Annotated in this window: 18 protein-coding genes; 10 read left to right on the top strand and 8 right to left on the bottom strand. The window is 74.4% G+C overall.

Features of this window, described 5'->3' with window-relative positions:
* Positions 1–19 precede the first annotated feature (19 nt).
* From IE258_RS32275 to proP, 7 genes are all read left to right on the top strand, one after another.
* Positions 20–607 carry an MSMEG_1061 family FMN-dependent PPOX-type flavoprotein gene (locus IE258_RS32275; RefSeq protein WP_189749266.1) on the top strand — a complete coding sequence of 196 codons (588 nt, stop codon included), beginning with the start codon at positions 20–22 and terminating at the stop codon, positions 605–607.
* Between the two features lie 102 nt (positions 608–709).
* Entirely contained in the window at positions 710–1573 is an 864-nt protein-coding gene (cdtA, locus tag IE258_RS32270; protein WP_189749264.1) for a siderophore ABC transporter ATP-binding protein CdtA, read from the top strand.
* Entirely contained in the window at positions 1570–2553 is a 984-nt protein-coding gene (gene cdtB / locus IE258_RS32265) for a siderophore ABC transporter substrate-binding protein CdtB (protein ID WP_189749263.1), read from the top strand. Before cdtA ends, cdtB begins: the two co-directional genes overlap by 4 nt.
* Positions 2554–2560: 7 nt before the next feature.
* Positions 2561–4645, top strand: coding sequence for an iron ABC transporter permease (locus tag IE258_RS32260; RefSeq protein WP_189749262.1), 2085 nt, complete (start codon positions 2561–2563; stop codon positions 4643–4645).
* A 63-nt stretch (positions 4646–4708) separates the two neighbouring features.
* The gene (locus IE258_RS32255; protein WP_189749261.1) at positions 4709–5305 is read left to right on the top strand and encodes a 3'-5' exonuclease; all 597 of its coding nucleotides are present in this window, start codon (positions 4709–4711) and stop codon (positions 5303–5305) included.
* A 158-nt stretch (positions 5306–5463) separates the two neighbouring features.
* Positions 5464–6801, top strand: a complete 1338-nt coding sequence (locus tag IE258_RS32250; protein WP_189749260.1) for a lipase family protein — start codon at positions 5464–5466, stop codon at positions 6799–6801.
* 137 nt (positions 6802–6938) lie between these two features.
* On the top strand, positions 6939–8426 hold the full coding sequence (proP, locus tag IE258_RS32245) for a glycine betaine/L-proline transporter ProP (protein ID WP_189749417.1): 1488 nt from the start codon (positions 6939–6941) through the stop codon (positions 8424–8426).
* On the opposite strand, the gene IE258_RS32240 is transcribed toward proP, so the two are convergent.
* A complete protein-coding gene (locus IE258_RS32240) occupies positions 8390–9328 on the bottom strand; it encodes an EamA family transporter (protein ID WP_189749258.1) in 939 nt (312 codons plus the stop codon). The genes proP and IE258_RS32240 overlap by 37 nt on opposite strands.
* Positions 9329–9543: 215 nt before the next feature.
* Between IE258_RS32240 and IE258_RS32235 the strand changes: the two genes are divergently transcribed.
* A complete protein-coding gene (locus tag IE258_RS32235) occupies positions 9544–10293 on the top strand; it encodes a hypothetical protein (protein ID WP_189749257.1) in 750 nt (249 codons plus the stop codon).
* 5 nt (positions 10294–10298) lie between these two features.
* Here the strand turns inward: IE258_RS32235 and IE258_RS32230 are convergent, their stop codons facing one another.
* Genes IE258_RS32230 through crtI form a run of 4 tightly spaced genes read right to left on the bottom strand, consistent with a single transcriptional unit; the run spans position 10299 to position 14335 of the window.
* Entirely contained in the window at positions 10299–10790 is a 492-nt protein-coding gene (locus IE258_RS32230) for an MSMEG_6728 family protein (RefSeq protein ID WP_189749256.1), read from the bottom strand.
* A 16-nt stretch (positions 10791–10806) separates the two neighbouring features.
* The gene (locus IE258_RS32225; protein WP_189749255.1) at positions 10807–11829 is read right to left on the bottom strand and encodes a Rieske (2Fe-2S) protein; all 1023 of its coding nucleotides are present in this window, start codon (positions 11827–11829) and stop codon (positions 10807–10809) included.
* Entirely contained in the window at positions 11826–12821 is a 996-nt protein-coding gene (locus IE258_RS32220) for a phytoene/squalene synthase family protein (protein ID WP_189749254.1), read from the bottom strand. The genes IE258_RS32225 and IE258_RS32220 overlap by 4 nt, the downstream gene beginning before the upstream one ends.
* Positions 12818–14335 (bottom strand): phytoene desaturase family protein, encoded by a 1518-nt coding sequence (gene crtI, locus IE258_RS32215; RefSeq protein WP_189749253.1) that lies wholly within the window; start codon positions 14333–14335, stop codon positions 12818–12820. Before crtI ends, IE258_RS32220 begins: the two co-directional genes overlap by 4 nt.
* A gap of 344 nt (positions 14336–14679) precedes the next feature.
* Between crtI and IE258_RS32210 the strand changes: the two genes are divergently transcribed.
* Together IE258_RS32210 and IE258_RS32205 are read left to right on the top strand one after the other, a co-directional pair.
* Positions 14680–15882, top strand: a complete 1203-nt coding sequence (locus IE258_RS32210; protein WP_189749252.1) for a lycopene cyclase family protein — start codon at positions 14680–14682, stop codon at positions 15880–15882.
* Between the two features lie 276 nt (positions 15883–16158).
* A complete protein-coding gene (locus IE258_RS32205) occupies positions 16159–17694 on the top strand; it encodes an FAD-dependent oxidoreductase (protein ID WP_189749251.1) in 1536 nt (511 codons plus the stop codon).
* A gap of 61 nt (positions 17695–17755) precedes the next feature.
* Here IE258_RS32205 and IE258_RS32200 read toward each other — a convergent pair whose 3' ends face one another.
* The 3 genes from IE258_RS32200 to IE258_RS32190 form a co-directional block, all read right to left on the bottom strand.
* Positions 17756–18646: an SDR family oxidoreductase gene (locus tag IE258_RS32200; RefSeq protein ID WP_189749250.1), complete on the bottom strand. Its 891-nt coding sequence runs from the start codon at positions 18644–18646 to the stop codon at positions 17756–17758.
* Positions 18647–18707: 61 nt separating this feature from the next.
* Positions 18708–20327, bottom strand: a complete 1620-nt coding sequence (locus IE258_RS32195; protein WP_189749249.1) for a phytoene desaturase family protein — start codon at positions 20325–20327, stop codon at positions 18708–18710.
* Positions 20320–20826: an SRPBCC family protein gene (locus IE258_RS32190; RefSeq protein ID WP_189749248.1), complete on the bottom strand. Its 507-nt coding sequence runs from the start codon at positions 20824–20826 to the stop codon at positions 20320–20322. The genes IE258_RS32195 and IE258_RS32190 overlap by 8 nt, the downstream gene beginning before the upstream one ends.
* Positions 20827–21039: the final 213 nt, after the last annotated feature.

Below are 21039 nucleotides of genomic sequence, written 5' to 3'. Positions count from 1 at the left end.
GCACACTTGGGAGCCGGCCTTGCCGCACACGATCGACACGACCGGAGACCGGCCGGACGCCGCCACCACCGCCGCCGTCGCCGCCTCCTCCGAGGCGGGCTGGGTCGAACTCGGCTCGCGCGCGCAACTGCGCGAGCTGCTGGGCGACCCCTGGCCCGTCGTCATCGACAAGGTGCACGACCGGCTCACGGACGACGACCGGGACATCCTGTCCCGCTCCCCCTTCTGCCTCCTGGCGACCTCCGACGCGGACGGCAACTGCGACGTGTCGCCGCGCGGCGACGCCCCTGGATTCACCCACGTCCTCGATTCGCGGACGCTCGCCCTGCCGGACCGGGCGGGCAACCGGCGCGGGGACAGCTTCCACAACATCCTCGACAATCCGCACGCCGGTCTGCTCTATCTGGTCCCCGGCGGCAAGGAGGTGCTCCGCGTCAACGGCAGGGCCCGCGTCCTCACCGAGGCACCCTTCTTCGACGCGATGGCGCGGGACGGAAGGCGCCCGGACCTCGCCCTGCTCCTGGAGATCGACGAGATCTACCTCCACTGCCCGATGTCCCTGAACCGGGCGGGGCTGTGGAACACCCGTTCCTCGCAAGCGAGTTGAGGTTCCCGCTGCGCCGGGAGGCGACGGGCGGCGCGGCGGCCGCGGAGCCTGTGTGAGCCCCGTCTCTACCAGCACTTATTAGGGTAGGCTAACCTTCGCAGCGTGAGATCACGTGAAGAGGCGGCCGGTACCCGGAGCCTGCGCGGCCATGAGCTGTCGGCGACGGGCGTGACCGTCGCGTACGACGGTGTCGATGTCGTGCACGACGCCGCGGTCCGGCTCAGGCCCGGTGAAGTGACCGTCCTCGTGGGCCCCAACGGCAGTGGGAAGTCGACGCTGCTGCGGACCGTCGCCCGGCTGCAGCGGGCCCGCAGTGCCACGCTCAGCCTGGACGGCTCCACCGACGGACTGGCGCTGACGTCGCGTGAGTTCTCGCGGTACGTCGCCCTGCTGACACAGGGACGCCCCACACCCGGCGGACTGACCGTACGAGACGTCGTCGAGTTCGGCCGCTACCCCTACCGGGGCCGCTGGGGCAGGCCCGATCCGGACGGCCCGGCCGCCGTCGACCGGGCGCTCGCGCTCACCGGCGTCGACGACCTCGCCGACCGGGGCGCCGACCACCTCTCCGGCGGGCAGTTGCAGCGGGTGTGGCTCGCGAGCTGCCTCGCCCAGGAGACCGGCGTGCTGCTGCTGGACGAACCCACGACCTACCTCGACCTGCGCTACCAGGTCGAACTCCTCGACCTGATCCGCGACCTGGCGGACGACCACGGCATCGCCGTCGGAGTCGTCCTGCACGACCTCGACCAGGCCGCGGCCGTCGCCGACCGGATCACGCTCCTCGAAGCGGGCCGGATCGTCGCCGACGGCCCGCCCGAGGACGTACTGACGCCGCAGCGGCTGACCGCCGTCTACGGCATCCGGATCGACGTCGACACCGACCCCCTGACCGGCCGGCTGCGCACCCGCCCGATCGGCCGCCACCACATACGAACCCCCGAAAGGCTCGGCACCACCTCATGAGACGCCTCCTGCTCACCGCGGCCGCCACCACCGCCGCGGCGCTCACCCTCGCCGCCTGCGGCACCACCGAACCCGCCGCGGACAAGACGGAGAAGAAGGCCTCCGAGGCGATCACGCTCAAGGACGGCAAGGGCACCGAGGTGAAGCTCGACGGTCCGGCCACCAAGGTCGTCGCCACCGAGTGGAACGTCGTCGAGAGCCTCGTCTCGCTCGGAGTCGACCCGGTCGGCGTCGCGGACGTCAAGGGCTACAAGACCTGGGACAGCGCCGTTCCGCTGAAGAACGAGCCCAAGGACATCGGCACCCGCGGCGAGCCGAGCATGGACACCGTCGCCTCCCTCGCTCCCGACCTCATCGTCGCCACCACGGACCTCACGCCCGCCGCCGTGAAGCAGCTGCGCGAGGTCGCCCCGGTGATCGAGGTGACGTCCGCCGACGGCACCGGCCAGATCGACCAGATGCTGGAGAACGTCGACCTCATCGCCAAGGCCACCGGCACCACGGACAAGGCGAAGTCGCTGCGGGAGGGCTTCGAGGCCAAGGTCGCCGAGGGCAAGAAGGCCCTGGCCGACGCCGGGATGGCAGGCAAGGACCTCGCCTTCGCCGACGGCTACGTCGCCTCCAACCAGGTCTCGATCCGCCCCTACACGGCGACCTCGCTCATCGGTGAGGTCAACGAGGCCATCGGTCTGAAGAACGCCTGGACGGTGAAGGGCGACGAGGCCTACGGTCTGGGCACCACCGACGTCGAGGGTCTGACCAAGCTGCCGAAGGACACCCACTTCGCCTACATCGGCAACGACGAGGACCCGAGCGCCACCCCGTTCACCGGTGAACTCGCCAAGAACGCGGTGTGGAAGTCCCTGCCGTTCGTGAAGGCCGGGGACGTGCACCGCCTCGACGACGGCATCTGGATGTTCGGTGGTCCCGGGTCGATGGAGGCGTACGTCGACGCCGTCGTCGGCGCCCTGACGAAGTAGCGGGGCCATGGCCGTCACCGCAACCGAACCCACCGCCGAGCCCACCGCGGCCCGTCCGTCGACGGTCCCGTCGTCCCGGTCGGGCGCGGCCGCGGTGACGGCCGGAATCGTCCTGCTGGTCGCCGTCCTGGCCGTCGTCGACATCACCCAGGGCACCGCCGCCGTCGGACCGTCCGAGGTCCTCAAGGCCCTGACGGGGCAGGCCGATCCGGACGACGCGTCCGTCGTCGTCGCCTCCCGGCTGCCCCGGATGACCGCGGGGCTCCTGGTCGGCGCCCTCCTGGGCATGGCCGGCGCCGTGCTCCAGGCGGTCAGCCGCAACGTGCTGGCCTCGCCCGACACCCTGGCGGTGAACGCCGGTTCCTACCTGGCGCTCGGGCTGGCCGGCGCCACCGGCGTCTCGCTGCCGATGCTCGCCTCCTCCGGCGTCGCCTTCGCGGGCGGCCTGGCGGCGGCCGCCGTCGTGCTCGGGCTGTCCGGCCTCGGCACCGGAACCGTCCGGCTGGTGCTCGCGGGCACCGCGCTGATGCTGGGCCTGAACTCCATGACCGAGGGCCTGCTGCTGCTCTTCCCGGAGCAGACCGAGGGCCTCTACCAGTGGAACCAGGGCAGCATCTCCCAGAACGGCTTCGACGGCGTCGTACAGATGCTGCCGGTCGCCCTGGTCGGACTGGTCGGGCTGATGCTGACGGCCCGTCGGGTGGACGCGCTGGCCCTCGGTGACGACGCCGCGCGCGGTCTCGGCGTTCCGGTGCGGGCCACCCGGGTCACGGTCGTCGTGCTCGCGGCGCTGCTGTCGGCCGCCGCGGTCACGCTCGCCGGGCCCATCGGTTTCGTCGGCCTGTGCGCGCCCGCCCTGGTGCGCCCGCTCACCCGCCGGTTCCGCGGCTTCACCCGGTCCCGTGCGGCGATGCCCGCGGCGGCGCTGACCGGCGCCGCCCTGGTGCTCGGTTCGGACGTGCTGCTGCGGGCCATGGTCTCGGCCGACCGCTCGGTGTCCGTGCCCACGGGCGTCGTCACCAGCCTGGTCGGCGCCGTGTTCCTGGTCGCCATGGCGCTGCGGGTGCGGGACACCGCCGGGGCCGGGGCGCCGGACCGGCTGCGGATCCCGAGCCGCACGGTGTTGCTGGCCACGGTCGCCGTGCTGGTCGTGGTGCTGGTGGGACTCGTGATCGCCGCCGTGCTGGTGGGCGACAGCAAGCTGCTGCTCGGCGACGTCGTCAACTGGGCCCAGGGGCGGGCCGGCCGGACCGTCTCCTTCGTGCTGGACACCCGGGTGCCCCGGGTGCTCGCGGCGCTGTGCGCGGGCGCGGCGCTCGCCCTGGCCGGCACGCTCGTGCAGGCCGTGACCCGCAACCCGCTCGCCGAACCGAACGTCCTCGGCGTGACCGGGGGCGGCGCGCTGGGCGCCGTGATCCTGGTGACCACCGTCCCGGCCGCCGGGACGTGGGGCGTGGCCGGCGCCGCGTTCGCGGGGTCCGCGGTCACCGCCGTCCTCGTCTTCGGGCTGGCCGCCCGGGGCGGTTTCCGGCAGAACCGGCTGGTCCTCGTCGGCATCGGCGTGGCCTCCGGTACGGCGGCGCTGATCAGCCTGCTGATCGTGCTCACCGACCCGTTCAACGCGACCAAGGCGCTGACCTGGCTGTCGGGTTCGACCTACGGGCGGACCATGCCGGACATCGTGCCGGTCGCCCTTGCGCTGGTCGTCGGGATCGGGGTGGCGGTCGCCCGGCGCACGGAGCTGGACCTGATCTCGCTGGACGAGGACACACCGCGGCTGCTCGGCCTGCGGGTGGCCCCGGGACGTCTCGGGTTCCTGGTGCTGAGCGTCGTCCTCAGCGCGACCGCGGTGGCCTGCGCGGGCACCATCGGGTTCGTCGGGCTGGTGGCCCCGCACGCCGCACGCGCCCTGGTGGGCCGACGGCACGTGCGGGTCGTGCCGGTCGCGATCCTCCTCGGCGCCACGCTGGTCTGCGCCGCCGACCTGCTCGGCCGCACGGTCATCGCCCCGGCCCAGCTCGGCGCGGGGCTGATGACGGCGGTGATCGGAACGCCGTACTTCCTGTACCTGCTGGTCCGCAGCCGTCGCTAGGTACTCCCCGGGTCAGGGAAAAACCGGGTGCCCGGGGATCCGTGGCCCCCGTACGGTGCCGCCATGGACCGGCGCGCCACGGACGGGGGCCACGCGGGCCTGCTGAACGTCATCGACCTGGAGGCCACCTGCTGGGACGGGCAGCCGCCGCCCGGCGAGATGAGCGAGATCATCGAGATCGGCCTCGCCGTGGTGGACCTCGACGCCCGGGAGCGGGTGGGCCGGCACCGGATCCTGGTGCGGCCCGCCCGCTCCCGCGTCAGCGCCTTCTGCACGGAGCTGACCGGCATCACCCAGGCGGAGGCCGACGGCGGCGTGAGTCTCGCCCGGGCCTGCGACACGCTGGTGCGTGAACACGGCGCGGGCGCCCGGCCCTGGGCGAGCTGGGGCGACTACGACCGGAAGCAGTTCGTCCGCCAGTGCGCGGCCGACGGGGTTCCCTACCCGTTCGGCCACCCGGCCGAGCGCGCGCACACCAACGCCAAGGCGGTCTTCACCGAGGCCCACGGGCTGCGCCGGCGCCCGGGAATGGCGCAGGCCCTGGAGATCGCCGGACTGCCCCTGGCGGGACGGCACCACCGGGGCGTGGACGACGCCTGGAACATCGCGGCGCTGGTGCTCCGGCTGGCCGACCGGGGTGCCTGGCCCGGCTCTTGTTAGACGCGACGTCAAGTTACTGAACCGTAATGAGTCAGGTGCTACCCGTGGTAACCCCTGTCCGGTTACGGTCCCGTAACCCCACAGGAGCAGCGCGACCACGGCCTCGACCCCACGGGACCGCGGACGACCGGATCCGGCCCTTCCCCAGGAGGTTCGCCATGCCCCCACGTCCCCGCACGCTCGCCGCGGCCATCGTCGCCGCCCTCGCCCTCGGCGCCCAGGCCGTCCCGGCCGCGGCGGCCGACGGCCCGGCCGGCGACTCGACGACCACGACGTCCCGCGGCGTCGAGATCCCCGCCTTCTACACCCCGCCGTCCGAACTCCCCGGCGCGGACGGCACCCTGATCCGCCATGAACCGCTCCCCCTGGCGCTCAGCCTGCCGGGCATCGACGGCCCGCTCCCCGGCCGGGCGACCCGGCTCATGTACAAGTCCACCGACGCGAACGGCGAGGCGGTCGCCGTGACCGGCGCCTACATCGAACCGGCCGCGAAGTGGCGCGGCGACGGGCCGCGTCCGCTGGTCGCCGTCGCGCCCGGCACCATGGGCCAGGGCGACCAGTGCGCCGCCTCGATGGCCCTGGAGCACCCGTTGCAGCTCAACGGGCAGACGGTCTCGGTCGGTTACGAGGACCTGTCGGTCTACCGGCTGCTACTGCGCGGCGTCGCCGTCGTCGTCACCGACTACGTCGGCCTCGGCACCACCGACCGGCTGCACACCTACGTCAACCGTGTCGACGGGGCACACGCCGTACTGGACGCCGTACGCGCCGCGCGCGCCCTGGACTCGGCGTCCGTCACCTCCGAGTCCCGGGTGGGTCTGTTCGGGTACAGCCAGGGCGGCGGTGCCACGGCGGCCGCGGCCGAACTGCAGCCCTCCTACGCCCCGGACGTCCAGCTGGCCGGCACCTATGCCGGTGCCCCGCCCGCCGACCTCACCGAGGTGACGAAGGCGATAGACGGCAGCGACCTGGCGGGCGCCCTGGGCTGGTCGCTCAACGGCTTCCTGCAGACCGAGCCGGCCCTGCGGCCCATCGCCGACCGGTACATCAACGAGGCGGGCCAGGAGGCGCTGAAGGACCTGTCGACCATGTGCGTGGGCGACGCGCTCTTCGGGTACGGCGGCGACAGCAGTACGGACTGGACGAAGACCGGGCAGTCGATCAGCGACGTCATCCGCGCCGAGCCGATGCTGCAGACCTTCCTCGCCGAGCAGCGCATAGGCTCGCTCAAGCCCGCGGGACCGGTCCGGGTGGCCACCGGCACCAGCGACGACCTGGTCCCCCACGGGCAGGCCCGCCGACTGGCCGTCGACTGGTGCGGCAAGGGCGCGCAGGTGACCTACGTCCCCGTGCTGCTGCCGGGCGTGGGCAGCGGCCTGCTCAACCACTTCGCCCCGTTGCTCACCGACCAGGGCAACGCCATCTCCTGGCTCACCGACCGGCTCTCCGGCGAGCCCGCAGGATCCAACTGCTGGAGCATGCCCGTACAGCCCTGAGCACCGCCCCCGGCATGCGCCGACCCCGGGTTCCTGCACAGAATTCGCTCAGGCGAATCGTGGCGGAGCGACGGAGAGGCGACGGCGTGGTGGACGCGAAGCCCGACGGCGGGTCCGGGCCCCCGCGCGGGGCGAAGATGCCGAGTACGGTCGCGCACCTGCCGCGGCAGGTGCGCGAGGAGCTGGCCCGCCGGCTCCGCCGCACCAGGCGGGCCTTTCGGGAAGAGGACGTCCAGGTCGTCGAGGCACCGCTGCTCAGGCGCGCGGTCGGGGCCTCGGCGCTCGGGAACTGCATGGAGTGGTTCGACTTCGGCGTCTACAGCTATCTGGCCGCCACCATCGGGAAGATTTTCTTCCCGGGCGCCTCCCCGGCCGCCCAGGTCATCTCCTCCTTCGCCACCTTCGCCGCGGCCTTCGTCGTACGCCCGCTCGGCGGCCTGGTCTTCGGGCCGCTCGGGGACCGGATCGGGCGCCAGAAGGTGCTCGCCACCACCATGATCATGATGGCCCTCGGCACCTTCTCCATCGGTCTGATCCCCAGCTACGCCACCATCGGTATCGCCGCCCCGATCCTGCTGCTGCTCGCCCGGATGGTCCAGGGCTTCTCCACGGGCGGCGAGTACGGCGGTGCCACCACCTTCGTCGCCGAGTACTCACCCGACCGGCGGCGGGGCTTCCTCTCCAGCTGGCTCGACTTCGGCACCTTCGTCGGCTACGCCCTGGGCTCGGCGCTGGTCACCGTCCTCAACCTGTCGCTGACCGACGCCCAGATGCTCGACTGGGGCTGGCGGCTGCCGTTCCTGATCGCCGGTCCGCTCGGCGTCATCGGCCTGTACATGCGGCTCAAGCTGGAGGAGTCGCCCGCCTTCCAGCAGCAGCTCGACGAGCACGAGAAGGGGCTGGCGCAGGAGTCGGCGGGCAGCGAGTTCAAGACCATCGTGCGCGAGCACTGGCGGCCGCTGCTCGTGTGCATGGGCCTGGTGCTGCTCTACAACGTCACCAACTACATGGTCACCGGCTACCTGCCGACGTACCAGACGGAGACCCTGGACCGCTCCAGCGGCTTCGCGGACGTGCTGGTACTGATCGGCATGGTGTGGATCGTGCTGCTGATCACCTTCCTCGGCCGGCTCAGCGACCACGTCGGCCGCCGCCCGCTGTACGCGACCGGCGCCGCTGCGATGATCGTCCTCGCCGTCCCGGCGTTCCTGCTGCTGAAGTCGGACGGCGTCTGGGCGCCGGTCGCCGGGGTGCTGCTGCTGTCCACTCTGCTGGCCTGCTTCGCCGCGCCGAGCGCCGCGACCCTGCCGGCGCTGTTCCCGACCGCGGTGCGCTACGCCGCCATGGCCATCGGCTTCAACTTCGCCGTGGCGGCCTTCGGCGGCACCACACCACTGGTCGCGGAGGCGCTGGTGAGCATCAGCGGCGACGAGTTGATGCCCGCCTACTACCTGATGGTCGCGGGCGCCATCGGCCTGGTGACGGTGCGGTTCCTGCCCGAGAGCGCGCAGGTGCCGCTGCGCGGCTCGCAGCCCATGGTCGGCTCCCGGCAGGAGCAGCGCGAGCTGATCACCACCTCTAAGGACCTCTACAGCTTCTCCAAGGACCGCTCGGGCGCCCGCTGACGCCGCGCTGCGGGCCGCCGTCCGCGCACGAGCGGGAGTGCCGCGCCCGACCCCGCGGCGACCCCGGCGAAGACCAGGGCGCTGCCCACGGCCTGGGCGGCGCCGTAGGAGCCGGTGCCGACGAGCGGTGCCGTGCAGGCGGCGGCGACCGGGATCAGCCCGGAGAACAGGGTGGCGCGCTCGGCCCCGATCCGCTGCATGCCCATGTACCAGCACACGAAGCCGACGACGGTGACCACCACCGCCTGCCACAGCAGCGCGCCTGCCTCCACCGCGTCCGGCCGGCGCAGCCACCCGGCCCCGTCGGCCAGGACGCCGACCACCGCCGACTCGGCCGCCGCGATACCGCACACCACGGTGGACAGCAGCCGGGGGCCCAGGGGCCGCAGTACGGGCACGGCCAGCACCGCGAAGCCGACCTCGCCGGCCAGCGCGCACACGGAGAAGGCGATGCCCGCTCCGTCGGTGCGCCCCCAGCCCTGGACCGTGAAGGCACCCACGGCCACGAACAGCGCCCCGTACAGAACGGCCCGTTGCGGTCGGCGGCCCTCCAGGAGGGGGACGAGGACGGCGACCACCACGGGAGCGCAGCCCACGAAGACGCCGGGTACCGCGGGCTCCGCCGTGCGTTCGGCGGCGAGGACGGCCAGGTTGAAGCCGACCATGCCGACGGCCGCGAGCAGCGCGAGGCGCACCCACCGCCCGGCGCCGAGCGCCCGCAACCGGGCCGCCGCGCCGGGCGCGGCGAACGGCAGGAGCAGCAGGAAGGCCAGGCCGTAGCGCAGGAACTGACCGCCCGCGTACGGGTAGTCGCCGAGCAGGCTGTTGGCGGTGAAGGACCCTCCGACGAGGACACAGGCGAGCGCGGCGAGCAGGGACCCGCGCGTGGTGGTGGCGTTCATGGCGACGACGCTAGAGAGCACGGCGGCCCGCCACGGGGTCCAATGCGCGTGCGTTGTAGGGGACCAATCGGGGACAGGCGCACTCACCGGCTCGTCACGACTTCTCCATCACGTGCATGTCACAACGATCGGGGGTAGTCGGAAGGTCCCGGTGTCAACACATCGGCTGATCAAGGGACTTGACGGCAATGTTCAGACATGTGGAGGGAACTGCAGTGCGTACCGGCAAAGTGGCAACCGTCGTGGCGACCGCGAGCGTCTCCGTCGCCTTACTGGCCGGCTGCGGGGGTGATTCGGGTGACGAGGGCAAGCCGTTCGAGGGGCAGAGCGCCGACGACATCGCCGCGAAGGCCGTCGAGGCCACCCGGCAGGCGAAGTCCATGCACGTGAAGGGCGACACCCGGTTGGACGACGGCAGCACCGTCACCATCGACGTCTCGGTCGACCAGGAGAAGAACTGCCAGGGCAGCATCGGCGCCGGCGAGACCAGGGCGGACGTGCGGCACACCGACGCGACCCTCTACCTGCGCGGCGACGAGCAGTACTGGCGGACCGCCCTGAAGCAGCAGCCCGGCGCGGCGGAGAAGATGGCGCCGAAGCTCCGGGACAAGTGGGTGAAGATGCCGGCGAACGACGCCACGACCGCCGGGGTCTGCGACAAGCAGGGCTTCGTCGCCGCCATGGACGAGGACGAGTCCGAGCGCCAGGGCATGAAGCGAGACTCCACGACGGAGGTGAACGGCGAGGAGGCCCTGAAGCTGACCAAGGAGACCTCCGGCGGCGAGAAGCTCACCCTCTACGTCGCCACTGAGGGCGAGCCGTACATCCTCAAGACCACCACCGAGGGCGGCAGGAACTCCGGGGGTGTCACGTTCAGCGACTACGGCGAGACGGTGAACCCGCAGCAGCCGCCGGCCGACGAGACGGTCGACATGAAGGAACTCGCCGGCGAACAGCAGACCTGACCGGGCTACGCGTCGTCACCGCCCGCCTCCCCGCGCTCCCGGTCCGAACGCGGCCACACATAGGGCAGGTCGTCCGGGACCCCGGGGAACAGGTCGGCGTACACCGCGGGGTCCTTGCGCACCAACGCCGAGCGGTGGCTGCGGTGGAAGGCCGTGTCGCCCAGCCAGGGCGGCAGTTCCCCGGCGGCCGCCAGCTCGGGCTGGTCGCGCACCGGCTCGCCCGGACGGACCTCGGCGAGCCCGGCGACGAGTGAGGCCGCGCAACTGTCCTGGTGGCCCTGTTCGCGCCAGACCCGGCAGACGTCCAGGCCGTAGCGGACCAGTGCCTCCTCGTAGCCCGCCCACATCCGCACCGCCGGATGGCGGCGCCAGCCGTAGCCGGGGACGGTCAGGCCGCGCAGCACCTGGAGCGCCTCCACCCGCTGCTTGCCCAGGCGGCGGCGGTCCAGGGCGAGGGCCGAGTCCCGGAAGCCGGGATGGGGCAGGAAGGTCTGCATGCCGGTGCCGCTCCGTTCAGCCGGGGAAGAGGCCGCGGGCGCGCAGGTCTCCGCGCCGTTCGGCGTAGGCGAGGTCGTCGCGCCACAGGCGGCCGGCGGCGGCGCGCATCAGCGGGCGCAGGACCGGTGCCAGCCGGCGGGCCAGCAGGAAGCCGGGTCGGTCCGAGGTGGCGAGCACCGCCTCGACGACCGCGGTGCGCGGCCGGCCGCTCCCGTCGGGTCCGAGCGGCGTGGCATGGCTCTCCACGACCGACCCCGTGCCCTCGCCGTCGGTGATGCGCATGAGCACGGTGCGGGGTTCGGGTGCGGTGAACTCGGCCCGTACGGGGACTACCAGACGTCCGGTCAGCCGGAAGGAGACGTCCACGAGGAAGCGGTCGCCGCTCCCTTCGTCGTGCGGGGCCTCGCCGGGGGCCTCGACGACGGTGAGGTCCACGAAGGAGTACGGGTGGAACCAGGCTCCGTGCCACGGGTCGAGCCGGTTGGCGACGACGTCCTCGGTCTCGCAGGCCCCGACCCCGCGCCACACGGACGTCAGGGCCGTCTCCCGGGGCGGCCGGGCGGGTACGAAGGGCGCCGCGGTCGGGGGCTCGTCCCCCACGGTGTCCAGCCGTACCCACACCAGGACGCCGTCGTCGTGCACCGGCAGGGGTTCCCAGCCCGCGAAGGGGCCGCCGTCCAGGGCGAGTCCGTGCCAGTGGCACACCAGCGTGCCGCACCGCAGGCGGCTGTCGGCCAGCGGGGCGCCGAGGTGGGGGCAGGCGCCGGGGCCGCCCACCAGGCGTCCCCGCGCGTCCCGCCAGACGACCACCTCGACGCCCCGGACGGTGCCGGACAGCGGACGTTGTGGGCCCACGTCGGTGCTCGCACCGAGGACGTACCAGTTGCCCGAGGGGCGTGCCAGGGCACGTGCGAGGGCGCCCGCGATGACGGCGGGGCGCGCCTGGCGCCAGGTCGGACGCTGGTGCTGCCAGGGGACCGCGTGGCGCCGCAGCCGCAGGGGGAGGCGCCCCCGGCGCGGGCGGGGGTGCGTGCTCATCCGGGCTCCTTCGGGTCGGGGGCACCGCAGGGCGCCGGCGCGGGTGTGCGGGCACGACGGGCGCCGAGCCGGGCGGACACGACCCGTGCCAGTCCGTCGGCCGCGACGCTCGCACGGCGCCGGCGGGACACGACCGCGCGCCGGTGCAGGACCGCGTACCCGCCCTCGGCGATGGCGTCGAGGATGTTCCGGTAGAGCACAAACGCGGTGCGGATGCAGGGCCGTGCGACGGGGTCGAGCATGGCGAGGCCGGGCTCGGCCTCGCGGTAGACGGCCCGGGTGAGGTCCTCGGCGGCCCGCAGTGCGGCCGGGATGCGCGGGTCGCGGCGACCGGTGTGCCTGCTCCAGAGCAGCAGGTCCCGGTGGACGCCGTGCGCGGCCAGCAGGTCGGCCGGGAGGTAGATCCGGCCGCGGTCCAGGTCCTCGCCGACGTCCCGCAGGAAGTTGGTCAGCTGGAAGGCGACGCCCAGGGCGGCGGCGTGCGGGGCGGCCAGGGCGCGGGCGGTCACCGTGCCGAGGACGGGCAGCATCTGGAGGCCGATGACGGCGGCCGAGCCGTGCATGTAGGCGCGCAGGTCGGCGTAGGTGGCGTAGTCGGTGACCGTGAGGTCGGCGCGCATCGAGGCCATGAAGTCGGTGAAGTGCGCCGGTTCGATGGCGTACCGGTCGGCGGTGTCGGCCAGGGCGAGCACCACGGGCTCCTCGGTCGGTCCGCCGCCGGTGAGCGCCCGCCGCAGCAGTCGGTCGAGGCGGGTGAGTGCGGCGGCCCGCTCGGCCGGCGTTGCCTGGGCCCCGGTGTCGTCGACGATGTCGTCGACCCACCGCGCGAACCCGTACAGGGCGTGCACGGCCGGTCGGCGGTCGGCGGGCAGGAGGCGGGTGGCCAGGAAGTAGGTGCGTCCGTGGCGGGCGTTGAGGAGCCGGCAGCGGGTGTAGGCGGCGCGCAGCCGCGGATCGGTGATGCCGGCCGCGTCGAGTTCCCGGCTCGTCATCGGTGCCCGCCCCCGGCCGCCGCGGGGCGGGCCCGCGTTCCGGTGATGCGGGCGGCGGCCAGCTTCCCGGAGACCAGGACGGTCGGTACGCCGACGCCGGGGGTGGTGCCGCAGCCCGCGAGGACGGCGTTGTCGGTGCCGCGCACCAGGTTGCGGGGGCGGAAGGGCCCGGTCTGGGCGAAGGTGTGGGCCACCGAGAACGGGGTGCCGGCGGCGTGCCCCTGTGCCGTCCAGTCGGCCGGTGTCACCAGGCACTCCTGCTCGACCGCGGCGGCGATGCCGGTCAGCCCCCGGCGTTCCAGGGTGGCGAGCAGCCGGTCGCGGTAGCGCGGCGCGAGGTCGCTCCAGGCATGGGCGCCGGGGCCGATGTCGGTGTTGGGGCAGGGCGCGAGGACGTAGTGCAGGTGGCGGCCCTCGGGCGCGAGGGCGGGGTCGTGGGCGGTGGGCCGGGTGATCAGCAGGGACGGGTCGGTCATGAGGGTGCCGGTCCTGGTGAGTTCGTCGAAGGTCCGGCGCCACGCCGCGCCGAAGGAGAGCGTGTGGTGGGCGAGGTGCGGCCAGGTACGGGTGGTGCCGGCGTGCAGGACGACGGCGGAGGGCGCGTGCCGCAGGGCGAGGGGGCGGCGCGGGCGGCGGCCCAGCAGCCGGTGGGCGACGGGCAGTTCGGGGGTGAGGACGACGGCGTCGCACGGGATGCGCTCGTGGTCGGTGACGACCGCGGTGACGCGGGTGCCGGAGCGCTCCAGACGGGTGACGTCCCGTCCGAGGCGCAGGTCAGCCCCGGCGTCGACGGCGGCACCGGCCATGGCGCGGGGCAGGGCGTGCATGCCGCCGCGCGGGAAGTACACGCCGGCGACGGTGTCCATGTAGGCGATGACGGCATAGGCGGCCAGCGCGCGGGCCGGTGCGACGCCGGCGTACAGGGCCTGGAAGGAGAAGACCCGCTTGAGCCGTTCGTCCGTCAGGAACCGTCCGATACGGGTGTCCAGGCGGCCGAAGCCGCCGAGGGCGGCGAGCCGGGCCAGGTCGGGGGTGAGCAGGCCGAGCGGAGAGTCGAAGTTGGCGTCGATGAACCGGCGCATCTGCACGCCGTACAGCCGGCCGAGCCAGTCGCGCAGCCGCCGGTACCCGGCCGCCTCCCGGGCCCCGGCGAACCGTTCCACCTCCGCCTCCATCGCGTCGGCGTCCGTGTGGACGTCCAGGGCGGTGCCGTCGGCGAAGCAGGCGCGGTAGGCGGGGTGCAGCCGCAGGAGTTCGACGCGGTCGCGCAGCCGCTCGCCGACGGCCGCGAAGGCCTCGTCGGCCAGGTCCGGCATGGTCAGGACGGTCGGACCGGTGTCGAGGTGGTAGCCGCCGAGTTCACGCCGCCCGGCCCGGCCGCCGGGCAGCGGTTCGCGTTCCACGACGGTGACCCGCCGGCCCGCGCCCAGCAGGTGCAGGGCGGCGGACAGCCCGGCGAGCCCGGCCCCGACGACCACGACGTGGTCGGTGCGGCCGGGCACCGTTCGCGTCATCGCGCGCCCCCGTCCACGGGCGGTTCGTCCGGCCGGTGGTTGCCGTGGTCGGCCGTGGTGGGGCGCATCGCGGGTCCTCTCGTCCGGTCGGCGTCATGCCTTCCCCCTTCGCTTCCGGCGCGACGCCACCGGGGCCGGTTCCCGCCGGGCAGTCACCCGCCCGGCGGTATCGCGTCCCTGGGCGGGTACCCGTGCCGCGCCGTCCAGCGCGCCGTGCGTCCGCGGACGGCGCCGGGCGGAATACTCCGCCGGACCGGAGCGAGTCAGAGCAAACCAGCGAACCAGGGCGAACCCTGTGCAACCGGATCGAACCGGAGGAGCGGACCGACGGGAAGGAGGCGGGCGTGCTGGACGCGGACATCGTGGTCGTCGGTGCGGGGGCGGCCGGCCTCTCCTTGGCGCACCGGCTCCCGGCGCGGCCGTCACCCGGTGCGGTGTCCTCCGTCGTGCTGGTCGATCCGCCGCCGGGACCGCTGCGGCCGCCGCGTCGCACCTGGTGCTTCTGGGAGACCGGGCCCGGCCGCTTCGACCGTGCGGCGACGGCGTCCTGGGAGTGGCTGCGGGTACGCGGCCGGGACGGCAGGGTCGTCCGGCGGCACCTCGCGCCCACCCGCTACAAGATGATCCGCTCGGACGACTTCGAGGCGCTGGTGGAGCGGGACCTGAAGGACCGTCCGGGGCTGCGGCGCGTCGAGGCGACCGTCGGGGCCGTGACCGCGCTGCCGGACGCCGGCGTGCGGGTGGCGGCCGCGGACGCCGCGGGGGCCGCGGTCGACCTGCGCGCCCGCTGGGTCTTCGACTCCCGCCCGCCTCAGCGGCTGCCGGCCGCCCGCACCCGTCTGCTCCAGCACTTCCGCGGCTGGTTCGTCCGCACCGAGCGGCCGGTCTTCGACCCGGAGGCCGTCGACCTGATGGACTTCCGCACCGCGCAACCGGCGCGGGGCCTGTCCTTCGGCTACGTGCTGCCGACCGGACGGCACACCGCGCTGGTGGAGTACACCGAGTTCGGTCCGGCGCCCCTGACGACCGAGGCGTACGACCACGCGTTGGAGGACTACACGCGCCGCGTCCTGCGCACCGGTGCCATGGAGGTGCTGTCCACCGAGCAGGGGGTCATCCCGATGACCGACGCCGTGTTCGACCGGCGGGCCGGCGGCTGCGACCGGATCTTCCGGATCGGTGCCGCGGGCGGCGCGACCCGGGCGTCCACCGGCTACACCTTCGCCGCCGTGCAACGGCAGTCCGAGGCCGTGGCCCGTGCGGTGCGCGCGGGTCGCCGTCCGGTGCCCCCTCCCCCGCATCCGGCTCGGGCCCGGCTCATGGACGCGGTGCTGCTGCGCGCGCTGGACACCGGCCGGGTCGACGGACCCGACCTCTTCTTCCGGCTGTTCGACCGGGTACCCGCCGATCGGCTGCTGCGCTTCCTCGACGGCCGGTCGCGGCTGTACGAGGACCTCGCGGTCGGCCTGCGCGTCCCCGTCCTCCCGATGCTGCGCACGGCCGCCGAACTGCCGTGGCTGCGACGCCGCCACCTCCACCCGCGCTGAGCGCCGACCTCTCCGGGAGCCCCCGATGCCCTTGCCGCCCGCCGTCCCATCGACCACCGCCCCCGCTCGCGCCCCCGGAAAGGGCCGCCACCGCCGGTCGGCCGTGCCCGTACCGGGCCCTTGCGCCCGCCTTCTCCAGTGGGTCCGGCGAACGGGCCTCGGGGAGCACGGCAGCGGGCGTCGCGGCCCGCAGCCGGTCGGGGCCCCGTGGCGTGGCCTCGCGCACACCGGCGGTGCGCGGTGATCCGGCGCGGTGGGGGCGGGGAGGGGCGCGGGATGCGGCTGCCGGGGAGGGATCGGCGGGCGAGGGTGCTGCGCCCGGCCGCGGGTCGGGAGCGCATCGCGGGCGATCCGCCGTCGGTGGCGGTGATCGGCGGCGGCATCGCGGGTCTCGCGGCGGCGACCGCGCTGGCGGAACGCGGGGTGCGGGTCGTCCTGCACGAGCGCGAGCCCGTGCTCGGCGGCCGGGTCGGGGGCCGGACGATCGCCCTGCCGGACGGCACGCCGGCCACGATGAGCCGGGGCTTCCACGCCTTCTTCCGTCAGTACTACAACCTGCGGGCCCTGTTGCGCCGCTGCGATCCCGGCCTCGGCATGCTGACCGGCCTGCCGGACTACCCGCTGCGGCACAGCAGCGGACTGCGCGACAGCTTCCGCCGCATTCCGCGCACGCCCCCGTTCAGTGCCCTGGCCTTCGTCGCCCTGAGCCCCAGCTTCGGGCCGCGCGACCTGACGGCCCTGCGGCCCTCGGCCGCCCTTCCGCTCCTGGACGTCCGCACCCGCCGCGTCCACGAGCGCCTGGACGACGTCAGCGCCCACGAGTTCCTCGACTCCCTGCGCTTCCCCGCGGCCGCGCGCCACCTGGCCTTCGAGGTGTTCTCCCGGAGCTTCTTCGCCGACCCGCGCGAGCTGTCCGCCGCGGAGATGGCGCTGATGTTCCACATCTACTTCCTCGGCTCCAGCGAGGGGCTGCTGTTCGACGTGCCGCGCGAGCCCTTTCCGCGGGCGCTGTGGGACCCGCTGGCCGGACATCTGGCGCGGCACGGGGTCGAGGTGCGCACGAGCACGTGCGTCGAGGCCGTCCGGCCCGGTCCGTCCGGAGGTCACCTGGTGGTCGACGCCGCCGGGGCCCGGCCGTACGACGCCGTGGTGCTCGCCATGGACGTCGGCGGGCTGCAGGGCGTCGTGCGCCGGTCGCCACACCTGGGCGACTCCGACTGGCGGGCACGGGTGGCACGGCTGCGGAACGCGCCGCCGTTCCTGGTCTCCCGGCTGTGGCTGGACCGCCCGGTCGCCCCCGGCCGGCCGGGTTTCCTCGGCACGAGCGGGTACGGCTCGCTGGACAACGTGAGCGTGCTGTCCCACTGGGAGGGCGAGGCGGCCCGCTGGGCGGCGCGCACCGGCGGCTGCGTCGTCGAACTCCACGCGTACGCCGTGCCGTCGGGGGCCGTGCGGGAGGTCGAGGAGAAGCACCTCGTCGACCAGTTGCACCGCGTGTATCCGGAGACCCGTCGGGCCCGGGTGGTCGCGGCCCGGCACGAGTGGCGGGCGGACTGCCCGCTGTTCACCGTCGGCGGCTACCGCGACCGCCCCACGGTCCGCACCCCGGACCCGGCCGTCGTCGTCGCCGGGGACCTGGTCCGTACGGATCTGCCCGTGGCGCTGATGGAACGGGCCGCGACCTCCGGGTTCCTCGCCGCGGGCGCCCTGCTGGAACGGTGGGGCGTGCGGGGCGAGACGCTGTGGACGGTGCCCGACCGGGGCCGGTCCGCACCGCTGCGGGCCTTGGCGCGGCGCTTCGGGTCGCACTGACACGGGCCGCGCCGCCCGGGGGCTCGTCCCGCGCGCCACTCCCTCATGCTGCTCCCTCGTGCTACTCCCTCGTGCTGCTCCGCGTTTCCGCCGCGCGGTCGGCGAGCCCGCCCGCGCCCAGCGGACCGGTGGGGCCCAGGGAGTCCTCCGCCTCCATCCGGGACAGCTCGCGGCGGGAGAGCCTCAGCACCGCGGGCGGCAGAGACGCGCGCCCCACCTGGACCAGGCGCAGCCAGCCCGGCACGTACGCGGCGGTACGGCGGCGCTCCACGGCGCGGACCAGCCGGGCGGCGACGTCGTCCGCCGGGAAGGTGCGGCGGGCCGGGGGCGGCATGTGGGCGCGCAGTTCGCGCAGGACCGGGTAGCGGTCGGCGTCGCGGATCATGTCGGTGTCGATCCAGTTGAGGTAGGCGATGCCCACGGCGACGCCGCGGTGGGCGACCTCGGCCCGCAGCGAATGGGCGAAGGCCTCGACGCCGGCCTTGGAGGCGCAGTAGGCGCTCATCATCGGGGCGGCGCCGAGCGAGGCCAGCGAGGCGATCTGGAGGTGGTAGCCCGCGGTGTCGAGCAGGTCCGGCAGGAAGGCGCGGGCCGTGTGGGCGCTGCCGGTCAGGTTCACGTCGACGACGCGGCGCCACTCGGCGGGGTCCGAGCCGGCGAACGGTCCGCCGTGCGCGACACCGGCGTTCGCCACCACGACCGACGGCCGTCCGAGGCGCCGACGCGTCTCGGCGGCCGCGGCGGCCAGCGCGGCGGGGTCGGTGACGTCGGTCTCGACGGCGAGCGCGGGGGTCGGCAGGTCCGCCGCCAGGGCGTCCAGTCGCGGCTTCTCCAGGCCGAGCAGCGCGAGCCTGGCACCGCGGCGTGCGCAGGCGCGGGCCAGGGCGGCGCCGAGTCCGCGCGCGGCGCCGGTCACCACGACGGTGCGGTTCTGCAGGGGGCTGTCGGTCACCGGTCTGCCCTTTCCTCGGGTCCCGCTGTTCCCCGGGGCTGCTGGAGGGCTTCGCGGGGCCTCACCGCCGGTCACCTGCCCGGTCCCGCCGTGTCAGGGTCCGCTGCAGCCGGGCGAGCCCCGCGAACCGGTGCTGGCGCAGTGCGGCGCGCGCGGCGTTGGCCCCGGGCGCGCCGTGCACCCCGCCTCCCGGGTGGGCACCCGCGGAGGCGAGGAAGAGACCGGTCACGGGTGTCTCCGGCCGCCCGGTGCCGGGCACGGGGCGGAAGACGAGTTGCTGGTGCATGGCGGTGGTGCCGCCGTTGATGGCGCCGCCCTCCAGGTTGGCGTCCATGGCCTGGAGCGTCGGCGGGGCGAGCACGCGGCGGGCCCGGACCAGCGCGCGGAATCCTGGTGCGAAGCGCTCCACCTGGCGTTCGACCCGGTCGGCCATCAGTTCCCGCTCCCTGGTGTCCCAGCTGCCGGTGATGCCCTCCTCGCCCGCGTCCCCGCGGACGTCGTGCGGCACGTGGGTGTACGCCCAGGCGGACTCGGTGCCGCGCGGCGAGCGGGTCGGGTCCGTGGTGGTCATCTGGCCGAACAGCGAGAAGGGGCGGTCGGGTACCTGCCGCATGGCGATCTGGGCGGCGAACCGGGTCAGTTCGTCGAGACCGTCGGACAGGTGCACGGTGCCGGCCCGCGCCGCGTCCTCGCAACTCCAGGGCACGGGCCCGTCCAGCGCCCAGTCCACCTTGAAGGTGGCGAAGTCCCACTGGAAGCGCCGCACGTCGGCGAGGACCTGGTCGGGCAGGTCCGCCGGGGCGACGAGCCCGCCGTAGAGGGCGGGGACGGAGACGTCCGCGAGGACGGCGCGGCGGGCGGTGACTATTTCGCCGTCGGCGGTGCGCACGCCGACGGCGCGCCGGTCGCGGACCAGGACCCGTTCGACGCGCCGCCCGCAGTGCAGGGTGCCGCCCCGGGCGCGCAGCCGGTGGACCAGGGCCCCGGTGAGGGCGCCGGAACCGCCGACCGGCACGGGGAAGCCGTACGTCTGCCCGAGCATCGACATCAGCCAGCCGAAGCCGCCGCTGCCGGCCGCCTCTGGCGCGAGGTCGGCGTGCAGGGCGTTGCCGGCCAGGAGCAGTCTGCCGCCCTCGCCCCGGAACTCCTCCTCCCCCATGCGGCGCACCGGCAGGACGAGGGTGCGGGCGAGTCTGAGTCCGCCCGCGCCGCGCAGCCGCAGGGCCAGCCGGGCACCGGCGCGCACCGGCGGGAAAGGCGTGAACAGGGCGTCCAGGATGTCGGCCCGGTAGCGGTCCCACACCTCGTGCAGCCGCTCCCAGGCGGCGCCGTCCCCCGGGGCGAAGGCGTCCAGGGAGGCGGCGGTGGTCGCGACGTCGCGGTCCAGGACGGCGCAGCTCCCGTCGGTCAGCGGGTGGGCCAGTACGTGGGGCGCGTGCGCCCAGCGCAGCCCGTGCTCGTCCAGCCGCAGTCCGCCGAGTACCGGGGAGGCGGCGGCGAGCGGGTAGAAGGAGCTGAACAGGTCGTTGACGAAGCCGGGGGCGACCTCGCCGTCGTGCCGCACCGCGCCGCCCGGCTCGGGCTGCTCCTCCAGGACCGTCACGCTCCAGCCGGCGTCGGCCAACAGGTTCGCCGCCACCAGACCGTTGGGTCCCGCCCCGACCACGACCGCGTCAGGCACGGCCGGTTCCCGGACGGTACTCGACGGACCCCACCGCGTCGGGCGGGTCGGGACGGCACCGGTCACCGGCCTCGGACTCGCACAGGTTCGCGAGCCTGGCGAGCATGGCCCGGTGCCGCACCTGGATCAGCGCCTCCACGCCGACGTTGTGCAGCAGACCTCCCGGACCGCGCAGGGGGTGTTCGTCCACGATCACCAGGCACTGCTCGCCCCAGGGACGCAGCTCGACGGCGATGCGGGCCGTGCCGAGCCTGCCCGCCTTCGCCTCCAGCTCCAGCTCGGAGCCGGGCACGCAGCGTCTGACCACCGACTCGTTGGTGAGCCGCAGCGGCCCGAGCCGCACCTCGTACGCGATCGTCGCGCCCACCTGGGGCCACTGCCCGTCCCTGGGCGTGACCTCCGAGGGCCCCACGACCCACTGCACGTACAGGTCGCCGTCCGCGAGGACGTCCCAGACCGCCTCCGGGGTCGCCTGGATGAGCCTGTGCCGAACCGCCACGCGTGCCTCCCACGTCCGGTGGCCGTCGTACGGCCGTCATTGCGAGGACGCAGCCTGAGTGCCCCGGACACGACCGGCCAACCCACGGGACGGTTCACCGGGCGCGGGCGAGCGGTCGCAGAAGGTCGAGCGCAGAAGGTCGAGCGCAGAAGGTCGGCCGCGGAGAGCCGGCTGCGGAGAGTCGGCCGCGGGAAAGGCCGTGCATTGGCATGG

It is taken from the genome of Streptomyces tendae, assembly GCF_014650435.1.
Lineage (GTDB): Bacteria > Actinomycetota > Actinomycetes > Streptomycetales > Streptomycetaceae > Streptomyces > Streptomyces tendae.
This window is presented reverse-complemented; position numbering and strand designations above follow the sequence as displayed.